Annotated in this window: 16 protein-coding genes and 1 pseudogene; 5 read left to right on the top strand and 12 right to left on the bottom strand. The window is 67.8% G+C overall.

What is annotated here, in order from left to right:
• Positions 1-38 precede the first annotated feature (38 nt).
• Positions 39-2,639, top strand: coding sequence for a LuxR C-terminal-related transcriptional regulator (locus BN2156_RS03325; RefSeq protein ID WP_090515410.1), 2,601 nt, complete (start codon positions 39-41; stop codon positions 2,637-2,639).
• On the opposite strand, the gene BN2156_RS03320 is transcribed toward BN2156_RS03325, so the two are convergent.
• The 5 genes from BN2156_RS03320 to BN2156_RS03300 form a co-directional block, all read right to left on the bottom strand.
• Positions 2,633-6,694 (bottom strand): bifunctional nitrate reductase/sulfite reductase flavoprotein subunit alpha, encoded by a 4,062-nt coding sequence (locus tag BN2156_RS03320; RefSeq protein ID WP_090510188.1) that lies wholly within the window; start codon positions 6,692-6,694, stop codon positions 2,633-2,635. The genes BN2156_RS03325 and BN2156_RS03320 overlap by 7 nt on opposite strands.
• A gap of 119 nt (positions 6,695-6,813) precedes the next feature.
• Complete coding sequence (locus BN2156_RS03315) at positions 6,814-7,206, bottom strand: universal stress protein (protein ID WP_090510186.1); 393 nt, start codon at positions 7,204-7,206, stop codon at positions 6,814-6,816.
• Positions 7,203-8,744: a tripartite tricarboxylate transporter permease gene (locus BN2156_RS03310; RefSeq protein ID WP_090510183.1), complete on the bottom strand. Its 1,542-nt coding sequence runs from the start codon at positions 8,742-8,744 to the stop codon at positions 7,203-7,205. The genes BN2156_RS03315 and BN2156_RS03310 overlap by 4 nt, the downstream gene beginning before the upstream one ends.
• Positions 8,745-9,230 (bottom strand): tripartite tricarboxylate transporter TctB family protein, encoded by a 486-nt coding sequence (locus BN2156_RS03305; protein WP_210436567.1) that lies wholly within the window; start codon positions 9,228-9,230, stop codon positions 8,745-8,747.
• On the bottom strand, positions 9,227-10,210 hold the full coding sequence (locus BN2156_RS03300) for a Bug family tripartite tricarboxylate transporter substrate binding protein (protein ID WP_090510178.1): 984 nt from the start codon (positions 10,208-10,210) through the stop codon (positions 9,227-9,229). Before BN2156_RS03300 ends, BN2156_RS03305 begins: the two co-directional genes overlap by 4 nt.
• Before the next feature lie 127 nt (positions 10,211-10,337).
• Here BN2156_RS03300 and BN2156_RS03295 point away from each other — a divergent pair, with 127 nt between their 5' ends.
• The 4 genes from BN2156_RS03295 (at position 10,338) to BN2156_RS03280 (ending at position 14,122) form a co-directional block, all read left to right on the top strand.
• Positions 10,338-11,915: a sensor histidine kinase gene (locus BN2156_RS03295; protein WP_210436628.1), complete on the top strand. Its 1,578-nt coding sequence runs from the start codon at positions 10,338-10,340 to the stop codon at positions 11,913-11,915.
• Complete coding sequence (locus BN2156_RS03290; RefSeq protein WP_090510175.1) at positions 11,908-12,558, top strand: response regulator; 651 nt, start codon at positions 11,908-11,910, stop codon at positions 12,556-12,558. The genes BN2156_RS03295 and BN2156_RS03290 overlap by 8 nt, the downstream gene beginning before the upstream one ends.
• Before the next feature lie 117 nt (positions 12,559-12,675).
• A complete protein-coding gene (locus BN2156_RS03285) occupies positions 12,676-13,398 on the top strand; it encodes a type 1 glutamine amidotransferase (RefSeq protein ID WP_090510173.1) in 723 nt (240 codons plus the stop codon).
• 43 nt (positions 13,399-13,441) lie between these two features.
• Positions 13,442-14,122 (top strand): phosphoribosyltransferase, encoded by a 681-nt coding sequence (locus BN2156_RS03280; protein ID WP_090510171.1) that lies wholly within the window; start codon positions 13,442-13,444, stop codon positions 14,120-14,122.
• Here the strand turns inward: BN2156_RS03280 and BN2156_RS03275 are convergent.
• The 7 genes and pseudogenes from BN2156_RS03275 to ftsZ form a co-directional block, all read right to left on the bottom strand.
• On the bottom strand, positions 14,119-14,481 hold the full coding sequence (locus tag BN2156_RS03275; RefSeq protein WP_090510169.1) for a hypothetical protein: 363 nt from the start codon (positions 14,479-14,481) through the stop codon (positions 14,119-14,121). The genes BN2156_RS03280 and BN2156_RS03275 overlap by 4 nt on opposite strands.
• A gap of 73 nt (positions 14,482-14,554) precedes the next feature.
• A pseudogene (gene wag31 / locus BN2156_RS03270) lies at positions 14,555-15,341 on the bottom strand (DivIVA-like cell division protein Wag31).
• Positions 15,342-15,547: 206 nt separating this feature from the next.
• On the bottom strand, positions 15,548-15,838 hold the full coding sequence (locus BN2156_RS03265) for a YggT family protein (protein ID WP_036449468.1): 291 nt from the start codon (positions 15,836-15,838) through the stop codon (positions 15,548-15,550).
• A gap of 180 nt (positions 15,839-16,018) precedes the next feature.
• Entirely contained in the window at positions 16,019-16,657 is a 639-nt protein-coding gene (locus BN2156_RS03260) for a cell division protein SepF (RefSeq protein ID WP_090510166.1), read from the bottom strand.
• Complete coding sequence (locus tag BN2156_RS03255) at positions 16,654-17,487, bottom strand: YggS family pyridoxal phosphate-dependent enzyme (RefSeq protein ID WP_090510165.1); 834 nt, start codon at positions 17,485-17,487, stop codon at positions 16,654-16,656. The genes BN2156_RS03260 and BN2156_RS03255 overlap by 4 nt, the downstream gene beginning before the upstream one ends.
• Before the next feature lie 34 nt (positions 17,488-17,521).
• Positions 17,522-18,232: a peptidoglycan editing factor PgeF gene (gene pgeF / locus BN2156_RS03250; RefSeq protein ID WP_090510162.1), complete on the bottom strand. Its 711-nt coding sequence runs from the start codon at positions 18,230-18,232 to the stop codon at positions 17,522-17,524.
• 34 nt (positions 18,233-18,266) lie between these two features.
• A complete protein-coding gene (gene ftsZ, locus BN2156_RS03245; protein ID WP_090510160.1) occupies positions 18,267-19,427 on the bottom strand; it encodes a cell division protein FtsZ in 1,161 nt (386 codons plus the stop codon).
• Between the last annotated feature and the right edge of the window lie 148 nt (positions 19,428-19,575).

Below are 19,575 nucleotides of genomic sequence, written 5' to 3'. Positions count from 1 at the left end.
GCAGCGTTCCGGGCCCGGTGCCCCTAGACTCAGGATTCATGCCTGGTCAGTGGCAGCTTTTGGACCGGCCCGCCGAGCACGAGGCCATTCGGTCCGCCCTCAGCGGGACGGAAAGCTGCGGAGTCGTCCTAGTCGGAGCCGCCGGAGTGGGCAAGACCACGTTGGCACGCACCGTGACCGCATCACTGAGCCGGAAGGTGCACTGGACCGCGTGCACCGAGTCGTCCCGGAGCATCCCGCTCGGCGCATTCGCCCACTGGGTGTCGTCATCGGGATCCCGCGACCCGATCGCCCTGATCGGCTCGGCGCGCGAATCGCTGGTGGCCGAGGGCGACACCATCGTCGGCATCGACGATGCGCATTTGCTGGACCAGCTGTCAGCGACCCTGTTGCACCAGATCGCAGTCGAACGGTCCGGACACGTGGTGGCCACCGTCCGCAGCGGCGAACCCGTGCCCGACGCCGTCACCTCGCTGTGGAAGGACGGCTACCTCCAACGGTTCGAGCTGAGCCCGTTCACCAAGCAGCAGAGCATCGCGCTCATCGAGACCGTGCTGGGCGGCACCTTGGAGGGCCTCAGTGCAGACGTGATGTGGGAGACCTCAGGGGGTAACCCGCTGTTCCTGCGCAACATGGTCGAGGGTGCGGTCGACGCCGGGACGCTGACCAAGGTCAACGGAGTGTGGCAGTTCCGCGGCCCCACCGTCATCCCCTCCGGGCTCGTCGAACTGCTCGACGAACGGCTGGCACACGCCGGCGAAGACGTCCTGCACGCACTGAAACTGCTGGCGCTGTGCGAGCCACTCGACATCGATGCGCTGGCCGAACTCGCTGGCGAAGAAGCCGTCGACGCGGCCGAGATGCGCGGCCTGATCCGGATCGTCTCCGACGACGGGCAGATCAACGTCCGCTTCAGCCATCCGCTGTTCGGTGAGGCGGTGCGCCGGCGGGTCGGCACCGCCTCGGCCCGCAAGCTGCGCGGCCGCATCGCCAAGGTCCTGCACGAGCGCAACCTCGACACCGCTGCCAGCCGAATCAAGCTGGCGGAGTTGGCCATCGAGAGTGACCAGGGCACGGATATCGAGCTGCTGATCACCGCCGCGAAGGATGCGGTGTTCCTGTCCAACCTTCCGCTCGGCGAGAAGTTGGCCCGTGCCGCGTTCGACCATGGAGGCGGTCTCAGCGCCGCCGCGCTGCTGTCCCGCGCGCTGTTGTGGCAGGGCCATCCGGTGCAGGCCGACAGCATCCTCGAGCAGTTCGCCCCCGCCGATCTCAACGAGATGGAGCTGGTGCAGTGGGGCATCCCGCGGTTGTCCATCCTGTTCTGGTCCATGGGCGACGTGGCACGGGCCGATCAGGTGCTCGCCCTCCTGCGGGAGCGGGTGACCCATCCCATCCTGAGGCTGATCATCGACGCGACCGGCTCCGGCATGGCCGTGCACCGGAACAAGATCGGTGAAGGGCTGGAGATCGCCGAACGGGTACTGGCGAATCCTGAGGCGCCCCGGCAGGCGGTGGATTTCGCGGCATTCGCCGCCGGCCTGTCGATGCCGTTGATCGGGCGCGGCAACGCCTTCCTGCCGATCGCGGCGCGGTGCCGCACCGAACGCAAGACCACCGACGGCATGGTCCGGATCATGGTGTTCTACGGCGAGGTGCTGGCCCTGGCCTACACCGGCCAATTGGAGCTCGCACAGCAGCGGGCCAACGAGTACACCGAGTTCTCTTCGTCCGGCCAGTTCGCCGGCTGGGCGATCGCCAAGATCATGGACGGCGTGGCCGCCACCCACAGCGGCCGGTTCCGCGATGCCGTCTCGTCGATCGAGCAGGCGCTGGCCGCCCTGAACGCCGAGAGTTCATTGCCTTGGCAGCTTCCCGGCCGGTTGCTCCTGGCCCGCGCCTACGCCGGGATGGGCAATCCCGCCGAGGCCGAACGGGTACTCGACGACGCCAAGGAGCACTCGGGCGAATTCATGGCGCTGCACGAGCCCCTGCGGATGCTCGCCAAGGCCTGGTTGGCCGCCGCCAAGGGCGGGCACCGTTCGGCGATCGATCTGGCCCGGGCTGCCGCCGACGCGGCACATTCCACCGGCCAGTACGCCGTCGAAGCCGAGGCGCTGCACAGCGCCGCACGCTTCGGCGACCGCAGCGTGACCCGGCGCCTGCAGGACCTTGTCGACCGGGTGGACGGCCCGCTGCCTGCCCTGTTCGCGCGCCACGCCGCAGCAGTGGCCGCCGCCGACCCGAGCGAACTGGACAAGGTGGCCACCGCGTTCGAGGAAGCGGGCCTGCTGCTGTCGGCGGCCGACTCCGCCGCCCAGGCGGTGCCCCTGCACGACAAGGCCGGGCACCGGCGCAACAGCACCGAATCCGCCGCGCATGCCCTGCAATTGGCGTCCAAGTGCGGTGGCGCCGCCACCCCGGCGATCCGGTCGGCCGCCCGCCCCCTGCCGGTGACCGCGCGCGAGCGCGAGGTGGCCGGACTGGTGGCACAGGGATTGTCGAACCGCGACATCGCCGAGCGGCTGACCGTCTCGGTCCGCACCGTGGAGGGCCACATCTACCGCGCCTGCATCAAGCTCGGCGTGGCCGACCGGGATGAGCTGGCCAAGATCGTCTGGAACGACCTGGCTCAGTAGACGTCGCGCACGTACCGCTTCTGGGCGACCAGTTCCCGCTTGTAGTCGCGCGCGGCGTCCTCGGACATCCCGCCATGGGTGCGCAGGATCGTGGTGAGCGTGGCGTCGACGTCCTTGGCCATCCGGGTGGCGTCACCGCAGACATAGAAGTGGGCGCCGTCGTCCAGCCAGCGCCACAGGTCGGCCCCGTGGTCCAGCATCTTGTGCTGCACATACACCCGGTCGGCCTGATCGCGGGAGAACGCCAGGTCCAGCCGGGTCAGGAACCCGTCACGGACCATGTCCTCCAAGTCGTCGCGATAGTAGAAGTTTTCGCGGCGGTGCTGATCGCCGAAGAACAACCAGTTCCGGCCACCGTGCCCCAGCGCGCGCCGCTCCTGCAGGAATCCCCGGAAGGGCGCCACGCCGGTGCCGGGGCCGACCATGATCATCGGGGTATCGGCATCCTCGGGCGGCCGGAAATGCGGTGAGCGTTGCAGGAATACCGGTGCGGCCGCGGCGCGGTCGGCCAGGAACGTCGAACACACCCCGCCACGGGCCGTACCGCCGGCCCCGCGGTAGCGCACCACCGACACCGTCAGCTGCACCTCGTGCGGACTGACCAGCGGGCTCGACGAGATCGAGTATTGACGCGGGGTGAGCCGCACCAGCACTTCCTGCCACTGTTCGGGTTCGGCGCGCACCGCGAACTCGGTCACGATGTCGAGGCCGTTGCGGTGGCGCAGCCAATTGTTGCGCCGTTCACCCGAACTGCGCAGGATCTTGGCCGCCGACCGGTCGCTGCTGGAATCGGCGACGAACCGCAACAGATCCGGTGTCACCCGGCAGATGTCGTACGACGAGATGAGCGCGTCGCGCAGCGACTGCTCGACACCGTCGACCTCGATCACCGAGCCCGGGTCGAGTGCGGTAGCCGCCAGCCAGGAGTCCACCACGACCGGATCGTTGCTGGCGTAGACCCCCAGCGAGTCACCCACCGCGTAACTCACGTCGTACTCGGAGATGTCGAAGCCGAACTGGCGCACCTCCTTGGCGGCGGTCGGCGTCGTCAGCAGCTCGTTGCGCGCCATGATGGCCAGAATCGGCTTGGCCCTGGTGAATTCGTCGGGTTCGGTGGGGATGACGGTGCGGATACCGCCGCCGACGACAGCCGGGACGGGCGTCGCCCCGGTGAGCACCGTCGTGACCGTGTCGGCCCAGCGCCGCAGCGGCTCGTCGTCGTAGGCCTCGCACTCGGCGCGCTCCACGAGCTTGGTGGCACCCAGATCGGCCAGCCGCCGGTCCAGGGAGCGGGCGTGCCCGCAGAAGTTGTCGTAGGACTTGTCGCCGATGCCGAGCACCGCGTACCGGAGTCCGTGCAACTGCGGGGCATCCGCGGCCTGCAGCCGGCTCCAGAAGTCGGCGCCGTTGTCCGGAGGCCCGCCGTCTCCGAATGTGCTCGTGACGACCAGGATGTCGCGTGCGGCAGCCAGGTCGGTCAGCTCCAGTTCGTCCATGTTGACCAACGAAGCCCCGGCGATGCGGCCGGCCAGCCCGGCGGCGAACTCCTCGGCGGTGCCGGTCTGCGAGGCCCACAACACCAGCGGTCCATCCGGCACCGACCGGTCTCCCGGCCCGAAGTCGCCGACCCGCGAATATCGCCCGGCCAGCACCCCGTCCACCCACAGCCGCACCCTGGCACTGAGCGGTGCGGTCGCCGGAAGCACCGGCACTCCCACCGGTTCATCCGGCAGGCCGGTGAAAAACCCCGCCAGATAGATCTTTTCGTCCTGGCTCAGCGTCGGCTTGTGGGTGGCGGTCATCCCGATCTCAGCCGCCAGCGGGTGCAGAGCCGGGGTGCCGTCGACCGACCGGACCGGGCGCAGGCTGACTGCGCACGCCTTGAACTCCGGCTGCAACGAGTCCGGGTCGACGGCATCGTTGGTCACGGCGTTGACGGTGAGGTATTCCCCATGCTCGTCGTTCCAGTGAAACGGCGCAAAGCAGTTGCCGGGCCGCACCCGGTCGGACACCTTCGCCGGTAGGACCGCGCGGCCGCGGCGGGACGTCAACTCGACCGGCTGCCCCTCGACGATGTCGAGCTCGAGTGCGTCCAGCGGATGGATTTCCACGAACGGCGCCGGATTGAGCTTGTTGAGCTTGTCCACCTTGCCGGTCTTGGTCATGGTGTGCCATTGGTGTTGCAGCCGACCGGTGTTGAGCACCATCGGATAGTCGTCGTCCGGCAACTCCGCCGCATCCATGTGCGGCCGGGGGTGGAAGACGGCCCGCCGCGAAGGGGTGGCGAACGCGAGCCTGGGCCGGTGACCGTCGGCGCCGGCGAACAGGTCCTGGCTGACGCCGTCGTTGAGGTAGCGGATCGGGTTCCGGTCGTCGCCGTCACCCGAGGCGTCGAGCGGCGGAACGGGCCACTGCAACGGGGTCTGGCGCAACCGCTCATAGCTGGCGCCGCGCAGGTCGTAGCCGGTCCTGGGGTTGGCGAACCGGCGGATCTCGTCGAAGATTTCCTCCGCGGACTGGTAGTCGAAATGCTCGGCAAAACCCAGATGTGCGGCCACCTGGCAGATCAGTTGCCAATCCGGCCGGGCCTGCCCGAGCGGGGCGAGCGACGGGGACAGCAGCGTCAGGTTGCGCTCCGAATTGACCATGACACCTTCGGATTCCGCCCACAGCGCGGCGGGCAGCAGGATGTCGGCGTAGTGATTGGTGGCGGTGGACCGGTAGGCATCCTGCACGATCACCAGCTCCGCGGCCTCCAGGCCGTTGATCACGGTCTTCCGGTTGGCCACGCTGGCAACGGGATTCGTGCAGATGATCCAACACGCCTTGATCGTGCCCTGCTCCATCTGCTCGAACATGCCGATGGTTCCCTGGCCGGCCTCGGAACGGATGGTGCCGGGACCCACGCCCCACTGCGTCTCGACGAACGCCCGGTCATCGGCCACGAGGGCCGACCGCTGGCCGGGCAGACCCGGTCCCATGTAACCCATTTCGCGGCCGCCCATGGCGTTGGGCTGACCGGTCAGCGACATCGGTCCGCTGCCGGGCCGGCAGATGGCGCCGGTGGCCAGATGCAGGTTGCAGATGGCGTTGGTGTTCCAGGTTCCGTGGGTGCTCTGATTGAGCCCCATGGTCCAGCAGCTCATCCACTCCCCGGCCTCGGCGATCATCGCCGCGGCGGTGCGGATGTCGCCCTCCGGGATCCCGGTGATCTCGGCGACGCGCGCCGGCGGGTAGTCGGCCAGGAATTCCGGCATCGCCTCCCAGCCCGTGGTGTGCTCGGCGATGAACTCGTGGTCGATGTCGCCGTTGGCCACCAACAGGTGCAGCAGGCCGTTGAGCAGGGCCAGGTCGGTGCCCGGCTTGATCTGCAGGAACAGATCGGCGCGTTCGGCCGTGGCGGTGCGGCGCGGATCCACCACGATCAGCTTGGCGCCGGCCTTGAGCCGGTCTGCCATGCGCAGGAACAGAATCGGATGGCAGTCGGCCATGTTCGCACCGGTGACGAAGAACAGGTCGGCCCGGTCGAAGTCGGTGTAGGACCCCGGCGGCCCGTCGGCACCGAGCGATTGCTTGAAACCGGTGCCCGCACTGGCCATACACAGCCGGGAGTTCGATTCGATGTGCGCGGTACGCAGGAAACCCTTCGCGAGTTTGGTGGCCAGGTACTGCGCCTCCAGCGTCATCTGGCCGGACACATAGAGCGCGACGGCATCGGGGCCGTGCTCGTCGACGATGGCCCGCAGCCGGCGTCCGGCCTCGGCAACCGCATCGTCGACCGGAGTGGGCAGCAGCTCATCGGCACGGCTCGGGCGCAGCAAAGCGGAGGTGAGCCGGTCGTCGTCGGCCGCCATCATCTCGGCATGCATGGCCCCCTTGGTGCACAACCGACCGAAGTTCGTCGGATGCAGCTTGTCGCCGCGGACCCGGGCGATCACTCTCCGGCCGTCATCGATCCTGGTAGTGACCTCGATACCGCAGCCGACACCACAGTACGAACACGCAGTCCGCTGGGTCGTGTCCCGGTCCGGACCCGGGGCCGCGCCATCCGCCATGCCCCCATCGTGTGGTGAGGGTGTTGTCGGATCTTTCCGGCGACGTTATCGGCACGAAAACTGATCCTCACCGGGTGAAGATCGCCCCTGTGAGGTCGATAATGCCAGCTCAGAGCATGTCAGTGATGTTCAGGCTTGACCGCCAGCACCGGTTTCGGGCACTCCAGCAGCAATTGTTGCGACACACTGCCCAGCAAAAGCTTGCCCACCGGGCTGCGGTGCCGGATACCGATCACCAGCAACTCCGCATCGTCGGCGTCCATCGCGTCGAGCAGCTCGGTGGCGGCGTCCACCCCCACCGGCTGACGCAACTCGAACGACACGCCACTCTCCCGCAACCGCTCCTCGACATCGTGGATCTGACCGGAACGGGCGAACCGGGCATCCACATAGGCCTCACCCGCGGTCGCGTTGATCACCAGCACGCTGGTGCCCCGCAGCGCAGCCTCGGCGATGCCGTGCTCGACTGCGGCGATGCCGAAGGCGTCCGCGGAGTAACCGATGACAATCATTGTTGGGCCGCCTTCTGCTGCTGATCCGCATCATCCTCGACGATCAACAACGTCTCCTCACTGCGGTGCATGAGCTTGAGTACCAACGGCATCAACAACAGGATCGCCATGAGGACGTAGGTGACGATCGCGACCGGCTCGGTGAACAGGCTCGTCCAGTCACCACCGCCGAGCTGCAGGCTCTGGCGCAGTTGCCGTTCGATGCGCGGGCCGAGGATCACCCCGATGATCAACGGCAACACCGGAAGCCCGAACCGCCGCATCATCAGACCGAGCAGGCCGAACACCAGCAGCAGGGCCAGATCCAGTGGTTGCACGTTGACCGCGAGCGCACCGAGGGTGGCGAAGAACAGGATGCCGGCGTACAGGTACGGCCGCGGCGTGCGCAGCAGCTTGGCCCACAGCGGCGCCAGCGGCAGGTTGAGCACCAGCAGCAGGAAGTTACCGATGAACAGGCTGGCGATCAGCGTCCAGATCAGCAGCGGTTCCTTCTCGAAAAGCGTTGGTCCGGGCTGAATTCCGTAGGACACGAACGCGGTCAGCATCACCGCGGCGGTGGCGTTGGTGGGCAGCCCCAGCGACAGCATCGGCACCAGGGTGCCTGCCGCCGAGGCGTTGTTGGCCGCCTCCGGCCCGGCGACGCCCTCGATGGCGCCCTTGCCGAACTCCTCGGGATGCTTCGAGAGCCGCTTCTCGGTGATGTAGGACAGGAACGTCGGCAGCTCGGCTCCACCGGCAGGCAACGCGCCGAACGGGAAACCGTAGGCGGTGCCGCGTAGCCAGGGCTTCCAGGACCGGGAGAAATCCTGGCGGCTCATCCACGGCCGCCCCACCGGGATCACGTCGGCCGGCCGGCGGCGCAGGTGCGCGGCCACCCACAGCGCCTCGCCGAGTGCGAAGATCGCCACCGCTATCACCACGATGTCGATGCCGTCGGACAGCTGGGGCAGGCCGAAGGTGGCGCGGGGCTGGCCGGTCAGGAAGTCGATGCCGACCACCCCGATGGCCAGACCGAGGAACAGCGAGATCGCGCCGCGCAACTTGGACGAGCCGAGCACGGCGGTGACCGCGACCAGGGCGAACAGCATGATCGCCAGGTAGGAGGGCGCGCCCAGGGTCACCGCGAACCGTGAGATCAGCGGCGCGAAGGCGGCCAGCAGCGCCGTGCCGATGGCGCCTGCGACGAAGGAGCCGATGGCGGCGGTGGCCAGGGCCTGGGCGGCCCGCCCAGCCTTGGCCATCTTGTTGCCCTCGATCGCGGTGATCACCGATGAGGACTCACCCGGGGTGTTCAACAGGATCGAGGTGGTCGACCCGCCGTACATCCCGCCGTAGAAGATCCCGGCGAACATGATGAATGCGGCGCTCGGGCTGACGTTGTAGGTCACCGGTAGCAGCAGGGCCACCGTCATGGCCGGCCCGATGCCGGGCAGCACGCCGACCGCGGTACCCAGCAGCACCCCGATCACGGCGTAGAGCAGGTTCATCGGGGTCGCGGCCTCGGCGAACCCCTGAAGCAACCATTCGAAGTTACCCATTTACAGAATCCCGTCCAGAATGCCTGCGGGCAGCGGGATTCCGAGCCCGGAGTAGAACGCGTAGAAGCTCGCCACCGACAGCACCGCGCCGATGGCGAGGTTGCGGACGTAGTGGCGGTTGCCGAGAATCGTTGCCGCCCCGGCGAACAACAGTGCACCGGTGATGGCCCAGCCCAACGGCTTGACCAACAGGATCACCAGCACGAACAGTCCGACCAGCAGACCCACCGTGCGCCAGTCCCCCGGCATGTTCGGGTCGACGTCCTCACCGGCGTCGGCCTCACCGACCGACCCGCGCGGGATCGCGATAGCCAGGATGATCGCGAGCGCGATCAGGATGATCCCGATCCACAGCGGGAAGGCCCGCGGACCGACGGGGTCGACCTTGGCGAAGCCGCCGGTCAAGGTGAGCGCGTCGTAGATCAGGAATCCACCCACGGCCACCAGGACCAGGCAGACCAGATACTGGGCCCTGTCGACCTTCACAACAACCCCAATTCGTTCAGCGTCGTCGAGACGCGGTTGTCCTGATCACGCAGAAACTGCTCGAACTCGGCACCGGTGCTGAACGCATCGCTCCAGCCGTTCTTGACCAGTGCGTCACGCCACTGCTGGGTGCCGTGCAGATCGGTCAGGGCCTGCACCATCGCATCCTTGGCCTCACCGGAAATGCCTGGCGGCGCGAGTATCCCGCGCCAGTTGGTGAATGTGAGGCCGATCCCGGCCTCGGTCAGCGTGGGCGCATCGATGCCCTCGACGCGGTTGGCTCCCGAGACCGCCAGCACCCGGACCTGTCCGGCCTCGATCTGGTCGACGAACTCGCCGAGGCCGGTGGTGCCGGCCGCGATCTTCTTGCCCAGCAGGGCCGTCAGCAGGTCACCGCCGCCGTCGTAGGTGATGTAGTTGACCTTGCGTGGGTCGATGCCGACCGCGCGTGCGGTTTCCATCGGGAACAGATGATCGGGCCCGCCCGGTGAGGATCCGCCACCGATGGTGACCTTGGCCGGATCGGCCTTCCACGCCGTGACCAGATCACCGATGGTGCGGAACGGCGAATCGCCCGGCACCAGAATGCCTTCCTGCTCCTCGACCATCTTGGCCAGCGCGGTGGCATCGGAGGCACGCGCCGAAGAACCGTTGGTGTACACCGCGCCCACCACGCCGAGCCCCATCATCATCATGAGGTCGTCGTTGCCCTTTTCGTTCATCAGCCGGGCCATCGCGACGGTGCCGCCGGCACCGATGACGTTGAATACCTCGATGCGCCCGGTGATGTCGGTGTCCTCCATGATCTTCACCGCGGTGCGCGCGGTCAGGTCATAACCGCCGCCGGGGCTGTTGGGCACCATCATCCGCAGCCGATGCAGACCGCGAGACTCGTCACCGCGGGTCACCCCGCACGCCGTCACCGCCATCAGCGCGACCACGGCCACCATCAGGCCGGCACCTAGTCGTCGAAACCTCATGTTCAGCAATACTGGACCCACGACGTGACGCAGGTCACCTATTCGGACGCAAAGGAAGTTTTGTTCGTTGAGTTCATCGGCCGGGCGCTCACTGGTTGCGCCGTCACCGACGGCGCGGACGCGGTTGTTGCGGGGCGGCAGCCTGGCCGGGCGTTTCCTGGTGTTCCAGCTACTGGTGGTCGCGGTGGTGCTGATCGCGGTGGCCGCGGTGTCGGTGGCCCAATCCACCCGGGAGTTCCGTGATGTGCGCGGACAGCGGATGATCGCCGTCGCCGAGAACGTGGCCTCCACCCCGATCGTCCGGGACCGCTACGACGATCCGTTCGCCGCCCAGGTGCTGGCACCCGAGGTCGACCGGGCCGTGGCCCTCTCCGGTGCCGAGCTGGCCGAGATCACCGATCCGGCCGGATATGTGCGGGTGTCGTCCGACCCGGCGCGGGTCGGGCAGCGACTCGACCTGAGCACCACCCGGGCCGACGAGGGCCGCGCCTGGTCCGGCGACACCGACGTCGACGGTACGCACCGGCTGGCGGGGCAGGTCCCCATCCTGGCCGCCGACGGCGTGGTGCTGGCCATCGTCTCGGTCAGTGAGCGCTACCCGTCGCTGTGGGAGTTGTTGGGCGGAGCCGGTGAGCGGCTGGTGATCTACCTCGGACTGGGCGCGACACTCGGCATGCTCGCGTCGTGGCTGTTGTCGCGCCGGATCAACCGAGACACCCGCGGCCTGGACATCGCCGAGATCGCCAGCCTGGCCGATCACCGGGAAGCGCTGCTGCACAGCATCCGTGAGGGCGTGGTGGCGGTCAACAACGACGGCGTCATCACGGTGATCAACGACAGCGCATCCGATCTGCTCGGGATCAGCGCAGACGCGGTGGGCCGCCGCGCCGATGCGGTCGGCCTGGAGCCGGCGGTGGTGGCATTCCTGTTGTCCGGCGGGGGTACTCGCGCCGACGACTCCGACGTGGTGATCACCACCCGCACCCGTGTCCTGGCGCTGAATCGCCGCGCGGCCCGCAGCCAGGGCAGGAGCATCGGTACGGTGACCACCATGCGCGACAGCACCGAGCTCGCCGCACTGCAGGCACAACTGTCCTCGCACCGTAGCGTGACCGACACGCTGCGGGCTCAGACCCACGAGTTCTCCAACCAGCTGCACACCATCTCCGGCCTGGTGCAGCTGGGCGAATTCGACGCGGTGCGGGATCTGATCGGGACCCTGACCCGGCGGCGCGCCGAGATCAACCAGGCTGTCACCCAACATGTTTCCGATCCCGCTGTGGCGGCGCTGCTGATCGCGAAGACATCGCTGGCCGCCGAGAGCGGAGTCACCCTGGCCCTGACCGACGACAGCCATCTGAGTGCGCTGGACCCGGCCCTGGCCACCGATGTCATCACCTTGCTGGGCAATCTCATCGACAACGCCGTCGACGTGTCCGTCGGCTCGGCCGCCGCACAGGTGAAGGTGCGGATCGACGACTCGTCCGGGCTGTTCCTGTCGGTCTCGGATTCGGGACCCGGCGTGCCCGAACATCTTCGGGAGACCATCTTCTCCCGCGGTGTCACGTCCAAGGCCGACGTGCCCGGCGGCAGGGGCATCGGTCTGGCCCTGGTCCGCCTGGTGACCGCGCAGCACGGCGGCGGGGTCGAAGTCGCCGACGCACCCGGTGGCGGTGCGGTGTTCATGGTGCGGCTCCATGCGTGACGTGCTCGTCGTCGACGACGACTTCATGGTCGCCGAGATCCACCGCCGCTTCGTCGACCGCGTCGACGGATATCGCACGGTAGCGGTGGCACGCAACGGAACCGAGGCGCTCGCCGCGGCAGCCGACATCCGTCCCGACCTGATCCTGCTCGACGTGTACCTGCCGGACATGACCGGGTTGGAGGTGCTGCGACGGCTGCGCGCCGAGGGGAATCCTGTCGGCGTCATCATGGTCACCGCCGCCCGCGAACTCGACACGGTGCGCGGCGCGCTGGACGGCGGGGCCGCCGACTACCTGATCAAGCCGTTCGACTTCGATCAACTGCAAGCCAAACTGGCGGCTTTCGCGGCGCGGGCCGAGGCGCTGGCGGCGGCCGGCGGCGCGGATCAATCGACCATCGACGCGCTGTTCGGTGGGCGTGCCGCCGTCCTGCCCAAGGGGCTCGGCGCCGAAACCGGCCGACTCGTCATGGACGCGGTTCGCACCGCCGGCGAGGTCTCGGCAACCGAATGCGCTGAGCTGGTAGGCATTTCACGGGTCAGCGCGCGGCGTTACCTGGAGCACTACCTGAGCACCGGCGCGCTCGAGCTGCGATTGCAATACGGCGCGGGCCGGCCTGAACGGCGTTACCGCGCGAAGTGAGCGCCGACGGCCGGGGATCACGGGTCCCGCCTCGATCCGGTGACCTTCGAGGCGGCGAGAAGGTCCACAAACTAGACCTGAAATGCGGCCGCCGCCGACTACCGAAATAATGGCGGTGTGACATCGAAGGTTCTGTTCCTGCGCAACGACCCCACGGCGACCGAGGCCATGCTGGCCGACGTCTTCACCGAGTTCGGATTCGACATCGACACCTTCGACGTCGTCAGGCCCGACCGGGACGACGCCCCCGCCGGGGACGTGATCTTCCCCGACCCCACCGACTACGACGTGATCGTTCCGCTTGGCGCCCGCTGGCCGGTCTACGACGAAGCCCTGCGCAACAGCTGGGTCGGCGCCGAGATGGACATGGTGCGCCGCGCCGTCGACGCCGGGGTCGGCGTGCTCGGGGTCTGCTTCGGCGGACAACTCATCGCGCAGGCCTTCGGCGGATCGGTCAGCAGGTCACCGGCCCCGGAGGTCGGCTGGTACGACGTAGCCGCCGACGACGACCAGGTGGTTCCGGGTGGCCGATGGTTCCAGTGGCATTTCGACCGCTGGACACTTCCGCCCGGGGCCATCGAGATCGCCCGGACGCCCGCCGCCTCACAGGCCTTCGTGCTGGGCACGGCGCTGGCCCTGCAGTTCCACCCAGAACTCGATTCCGAGCTGCTGGAACTCTGGCTGGCCCACGACCGCGACGGCGAGGTGGCCGGGATCGGAAGCAGCCACGACGAATTGCGCTTGCAAACAAAGGAATTCACCGACGATGCGGCTGCGCGGCTACGCCTGCTGGTGCGCGGGTTCCTGAACGAGGTGGTCCGGGCGCGGCCATCGACGTAGGCTGACATCAGTCGGCGCAGTGTCGAAGAGCCGGCGGCAGCTTATGAACGCCTGGGGTCTGCGAGCGAGCAGAGATCGCATCTATCAGGACCGCCGCGAAGCGGGCCAGGTCCTGGCCGAACAACTGGTTTCCTATCGGGACCGGTCCGATGTCCTCGTCCTGGGTCTGGCCCGGGGCGGAGTGCCGATCGCTTGGGAAGTCGCCACCCACCTGAACGCGCCGCTGGACGTCTTCGTGGTCCGCAAGCTGGGCGTGCCCCAGTGGCAGGAACTCGCGATGGGTGCCGTGGCCTCCGGCGGTGGCCTGGTGATCAACGAGGATCTGGTGGACCGCCTCGGCATCGACCAGGACACCATCGCCGAGACCATCACGCGCGAGACCGCCGAAATCCAGCGACGGGAACAGGCCTACCGTGGCGGACGTCCCACCCCCGACCTCCGCGGCCGGACGGTGATCCTGGTCGACGACGGTATCGCCACCGGGGCCACCATGCTGGCCGCGGTCCGTGCGGTCCGGGCGGCACGACGGGTCGTGGTGGCGGTCCCGGTCGGTCCGCCCACGGTGAGCAGCCAACTGCGGGATGAGGCCGACGAGGTGGTGTGCACCAGCACACCGCCCCTGTTCGAAGCCGTGGGCCAGGCGTTCGTGGACTTCCACCAGGTCAGCGACGACGAGGTCCGCCGTCTGCTGGCCGCGCCCACCACCCGGGCGGCTGAGAGTTAGTTCTTGTACTTCTCGGTGGAATCGTCGGCCTCGACATCCACGTCGGCGGCGTCGGGCTCGACCGTGACATCGGATTCGGGCTCGGCGACCAACTCGTCGGGATAGTCCACGGGGGCCTCGACCGCGTCGAAGGTCTCGGTCGTCTCGGTGGCGTTGGCCTCGTCGGCGGCCGCGGCCGCGTCTTCGGCACCGGTGTTCGTCCCGCGCGAGCGTTCCCGCAAGGCGTCCACGATCAGCAGCAGCACACCGATCACGCTGGCACCGATACAGACCCAGGCGATCAACTCATTGCTGGTGACCACGGCGGTCACCAACGCAGCCAGGCCGATGACGGCAAGCACGAGCGCAATGATCAACATCGTTCAACCCTAAGTGTGGTGGCCCCACGATCGGGCCGGTTCACGACAGTGCGAGGAAGCCGGTCTTGGCCGGTCAGTTGTTGCCGCGGTTGAACTGGCTGAAGCCGCCAGCCGAGTCGTTGTTGGCACTGGAATCCACCGGCGCGGCCGAACCGCGCTGGCCCAGCTCTTCCAGCTGAGACTCCAGGTACGTCTTCAGTCGGGTCCGGTACTCGCGCTCGAAGGTCCGCAGCTGCTCCAGGCGGCCCTCCAGGACCGTGCGCTGCTGGTTGATCGTGCCCATGATCTCGGAGTGCTTGCGCTCGGCGTCGGCCTGCAGGGCGTCGGCCTTCTCCTGAGCCTGACGCAGCTGGGTCTCCGACCGGGTCTGCGCGTCGGCCAGCATGGCGTCGGCACGCGTGCGAGCCTCCGAGACGGTGGTCTCGGCGGTCTTACGGGCGTCGCTGACCATGGCGTCGGCCTGGGCGCGGGCGTCCGAGAGCAACTTCTCCGACTCGGCCTTGGCCGTGGAGGTCAGGCGGTCGGCGGTGTCCTGCGCCAGGCTGAGCACCCGGGCGGCACGGACAGGGCGCCGGCGGGGCCTCGTACACCGGCTGGGGGGCCGGGGCCGGCTCGGGCTCCGGCTCGTAGAGCGGGATGGACTGGGTGGACTGAGCGCCACCGCCGGCCCGGGCCGAGGCGAGCTCCTGATCGAGCTCGGACACCCGCTGCCGGAGATCGGCGTTTTCCTCGATGAGCCGAGTCAGCTCGTTCTCAACCAGATCGAGAAAGGCATCGACCTCGTCCTCGTTGTAGCCACGTTTGCCGATGGGCGGCTTGCTGAACGCGACGTTATGGACGTCCGCTGGTGTGAGCGGCATTGTCTGCCCCCTTGAAGTCTTGGACCGTCAACCGATCTCAAAGTGTAAAGCCTCGCTTGATCGCAACTGGAGTCCATCCTGTCACACCAGACCCGGCGGTTGCAGTGGAGGCCTATTTTTAAGAACGAATTTCAATCTTCTTACGCATTTGTGGACCATTCGGCAAACGCCGAGATCGAGGCTGAACACCCGATCGGATCGGGCGCCTACATGGCCGCGTTGAACGCCAGCTGCATCCCGATGAACGCCGCGAGAAGCAGCACCATGATCGACAGGTCGAACCGCACGGCGCCTATCGTGAGCTGGGGAATGAGCCGCCGCAGCAGTTTCACCGGCGGATCGGTCACGGTCATGATGAGCTCCAGCACCACGACGGTCAGACCCTTGGGGTGCCAGTCGCGGCTGAACGACCGGATGAACTCGACGACGACGCGCGCGATGAGCAGCAGCCAGAAGATGAACAGCGCGAAACCGAGAATTTCGAAGAACAGCGACAACTGAGCCGACCTCACTACCTACAGGATGTGTGACATTGGATACAGGTCGCCGTAGGTCGGACACATCTCACACAGAAGACGTGGTCAACCGATAGTGCGACGCCGCCAGCCTACCCGGGCCCCTTCAGGGTTTCGGGCCTGCGCACGGCGGCGCCGCTGTGCTGCGACGGAGGTCGCGCACTACTGATAGGCGTAGAAGCCGGCCTCGGCGATCCGGCGACGCTGCTCGGCGCTGACGTCGACGTCAGCCGGTGACAGCAGGAAGACCTTGGTGGCCACCTTGTCGAACGAACCGCGCAGTGCGAATGCCAGACCGGCCGCGAAGTCCACCAGACGCTTGGCGTCGGCGTTGTCCATCGAGACCAGGTCCATGATCACCGGGGTGCCGTCGCGGAAACGCTCACCGATGGTGCGGGCCTCGCTGTAGTCCTTGGGCCGCAGCGTGGTGATCTTCGCCAGCGGGCTGCCCGCCTCGAAGAGCTCGGCCATCCGGCGCGGATCCATGGCCAGCGCACCCCGGGTAGATCCCGACAGGGCGCCGAGACGCGGTGCGGGACGGTCGAATTCGCGCGGGGCGCGGACTCGCGGCTCGAACCGCTGCTCGTCGGCGAAACCACCCGCGTAGCCGCCCCGGTAGGCCGGCCCGTCGTCGTATTCGGGCCCCTCGTAGCCGTAGCCGTCCTCTTCGAAACGCTCGTCGCGGGGACGCCGGGCGTAGCTGCGGGCACCTCCGCGGTCATCGTCCTCGTAGTACTCGTCGTCGTAGTCCTCCATCGGCGCCATGCCGAAGTAGGCCTTGACTTTGTGCAGTGTGCTCATCTCGGCGACCCTTCTGCGGACGGTGGGGGTGGTGGTGTCTGTGATGAAGATGTGACTGGAGTGACTACTGCGGGTGACGTTAGCGGGCGTTGCCCCATGAGCGCGGTACCGACACGCACACATGTCGATCCGTGTTTGACCGCGCTTTCGAGATCTCCAGACATCCCCGCCGACAGTTCGAGCCGGTGCTGGTAGTCGCGCTGCACCCGGTCCCGCTCGGCCGCAAGCCGCGCAAAAGCGTCGTCGGGATCCCATTCCAGTGGAGGGATTCCCATCAGACCGGCGAACTCCAGCGCCTCGGCGGTGTTCGCTGACCCACAGATTTCGTCGACGAGATCAGGGGCATCCACATCGACCCCGCCCCGCGCGGTGTCACCGTCGAGACTGATCTGGATGTAGACGCGCAACGGCTCCGGGCGCGCCCCGGCCGCCAGCGCCTCGCCCGCGGCCCGGTCCAGCGCGGTCAGCAGGCGCGTGCTGTCGACAGAGTGCGCGGTGTGCGCCCAGCCGGCAACGGCCCGCGCCTTGTTCCGCTGGATACGCCCCACCATGTGCCAGCGAATCGGCGCCTCCGGCAATTCCGCGCGAACGGAAGCGACTTTATCGGCGGCCTCTTGTTCGCGGGATTCACCAAATGCGAGGCACCCTAATTGATTGAGAATAATGACATCGGTGGCCGGAAAGTATTTGGTGATCGGAAGTAATTCAATTTCATTGACATTTCGCCCGACCGATTCTGCGGCACGTGCCAGGCGCGCCCGCGCCGCACCGAGCGCGGCGGTCAACTCGGCCGTCCGATCGGCATCACGCGCGCGCTGCACGGTGCTCATCTCACTCTCACTCCAGGCTCGTTCTCCGGGTCGTTCACCGCGACTGCTCCATCCACACCACACTCGCCAGGCGCCCGGTCGGTGCGTCGCGGCGATGGCTGAACAGCGCGCGGTCGGCCACTGTGCACCGTGGGTCCACGTCGATCGCCGTGACACCCAAAGCCGTTAACTGCCGGGCTATTCCGGCCCTCAGGTCCAGGCCGGGCGTGCCGCGCGAGGTGGTGGTGCGCGAGCCGGGCAGGACCGCCTCGACCTCGGCCGCCATCTGTTCGGGCACCTCGTAGTTGGCACCGCTGACCGCGGGGCCGAGCAGCACCGAGATGTCCTCGGCGTGGGCACCGGCCGCCACCATCGCCTCCACGGTCCGGGCGACGATGCCCTTCTGAGCCCCGACCCGGCCGGCGTGCACGGCGGCGACGACCCCTGCGCGTGCGTCGCCCATTAATACCGGGACGCAATCGGCGGTCACCACGACCAATGCCAAACGCGGGGTGGTGGTCACCAATGCGTCGGCATTATCGACCGCGGTGTCACGCGGGCCGTCCACGGTGACGACGTGATCGCTGTGTACCTGATTCATCCAGACCAGCGCATCGGCCCCGACGGCGGCCGCCAGCCTCCGCCGGTTCTGGGCCACCGCTTTCGGGTCGTCGCCGACATGGTCGCCGAGGTTGAAGGAATCGAAGGGCGGTGCCGAGACGCCGCCGGCGCGGGTTGTCGTCACCCGCCGAATACGAACACTCACGATCCCAGTATCCGAACCCGCCGCCGGGCCCGGCTCAGTGCCGCATGAAGGGCGGCACGTCGACATCGTCGTCGGCGATCCCGCCGTCTCCGTCGCCACCGACACTGACGGTGGCGCCATTCGTGGGTGCCGGGACGCTCACCGCGTCCGTCGGTTCGAACAGCGACGTGGTCACCTTGCCGGAACGGGCCGAGGCGATCGGCTGGGTCTGGGCCGCACTCGGGCTGACCACCGGCTTGCGGCTGGGCCCGGCCATGTCGAAGCCTGCCGCGATCACCGTGACCCGGACCTCGTCACCGAGCGAGTCGTCGATCACCGTGCCGAAGATGATGTTGGCCTCGGGATGGGCCGCGTCCTGCACCAGCGAGGCGGCCTCGTTGATCTCGAACAGCCCCAGGTCGCTACCGCCGGCCACCGACAGGAGCACGCCCTGCGCGCCCTCCATCGAGGCCTCCAGCAGCGGCGAGTTGATCGCGATCTCCGCCGCCTTGAGCGCACGGCCGTCACCGCGGGCCGAACCGATGCCCATCAGCGCCGTCCCCGCCCCGCTCATCACACCCTTGACGTCGGCGAAGTCGACGTTGATCAGGCCGGGTGTGGTGATCAGGTCGGTGATGCCCTGAACGCCGTTGAGCAGCACCTCGTCGGCACTGCGGAACGCGTCCATCAGCGACACCGCGGCGTCGCCCATCTGCAACAGGCGGTCGTTGGGGATGACGATGAGGGTGTCGCAGCTCTCGCGCAGCGTCTGGATACCGTTCTCGGCCTGATTGCTCCGGCGCTTGCCCTCGAACGAGAACGGCCGCGTCACCACACCGACGGTGAGCGCGCCGAGCTTGCGTGCGATCGACGCGACGACGGGTGCGCCACCGGTTCCGGTGCCGCCGCCCTCACCGGCGGTGACGAACACCATGTCGGCGCCGCGCAGCAGCTCCTCGATGTCGTCCTTGGCATCCTCGGCCGCCTTGCGCCCCACTTCGGGGTCCGCTCCTGCGCCGAGTCCACGGGTCGAGTCACGGCCGACGTCGAGCTTGACGTCAGCGTCGCTCATCAGCAGTGCCTGTGCGTCGGTGTTGATGGCGATGAACTCGACGCCCTTGAGGCCCTGTTCGATCATCCGGTTGACGGCGTTGACACCGCCGCCGCCGATACCAACCACCTTGATTACCGCGAGGTAGTTATGCGGGGGGGTCATGGATCGTCTTCCTCCCAAGTCGGGTGTTCATGGCCGCCGAACCCTCCTCCTGCAAACCCTCAACCTCAACCATAGGCTTAGAGTTATGTCAAGTAGTTCCGCGCAAACAGAACGGTAGGGGGACAACGCCGGTGATCGCGGCAGGCGC

This window comes from Mycolicibacterium neworleansense (assembly GCF_001245615.1).
GTDB lineage: Bacteria > Actinomycetota > Actinomycetes > Mycobacteriales > Mycobacteriaceae > Mycobacterium > Mycobacterium neworleansense.
Note: the sequence above shows the minus strand (reverse complement) of the source record. Positions and strands in the feature narration are given on the sequence as shown.

What these genes read in the sequence shown, in the direction of transcription:
- BN2156_RS03325 (WP_090515410.1), top strand. Translation starts at nt 39, where the DNA reads ATGCCTGGTCAGTGGCAGCTTTTGGACCGGCCCGCCGAGCACGAGGCC.
- BN2156_RS03320 (WP_090510188.1), bottom strand. Translation starts at nt 6,694, where the DNA reads ATGGCGGATGGCGCGGCCCCGGGTCCGGACCGGGACACGACCCAGCGG.
- BN2156_RS03315 (WP_090510186.1), bottom strand. Translation starts at nt 7,206, where the DNA reads ATGATTGTCATCGGTTACTCCGCGGACGCCTTCGGCATCGCCGCAGTC.
- BN2156_RS03310 (WP_090510183.1), bottom strand. Translation starts at nt 8,744, where the DNA reads ATGGGTAACTTCGAATGGTTGCTTCAGGGGTTCGCCGAGGCCGCGACC.
- BN2156_RS03300 (WP_090510178.1), bottom strand. Translation starts at nt 10,210, where the DNA reads ATGAGGTTTCGACGACTAGGTGCCGGCCTGATGGTGGCCGTGGTCGCG.
- BN2156_RS03290 (WP_090510175.1), top strand. Translation starts at nt 11,908, where the DNA reads ATGCGTGACGTGCTCGTCGTCGACGACGACTTCATGGTCGCCGAGATC.
- BN2156_RS03280 (WP_090510171.1), top strand. Translation starts at nt 13,442, where the DNA reads ATGAACGCCTGGGGTCTGCGAGCGAGCAGAGATCGCATCTATCAGGAC.
- BN2156_RS03275 (WP_090510169.1), bottom strand. Translation starts at nt 14,481, where the DNA reads ATGTTGATCATTGCGCTCGTGCTTGCCGTCATCGGCCTGGCTGCGTTG.
- BN2156_RS03260 (WP_090510166.1), bottom strand. Translation starts at nt 16,657, where the DNA reads ATGAGCACACTGCACAAAGTCAAGGCCTACTTCGGCATGGCGCCGATG.
- BN2156_RS03255 (WP_090510165.1), bottom strand. Translation starts at nt 17,487, where the DNA reads ATGAGCACCGTGCAGCGCGCGCGTGATGCCGATCGGACGGCCGAGTTG.
- ftsZ (WP_090510160.1), bottom strand. Translation starts at nt 19,427, where the DNA reads ATGACCCCCCCGCATAACTACCTCGCGGTAATCAAGGTGGTTGGTATC.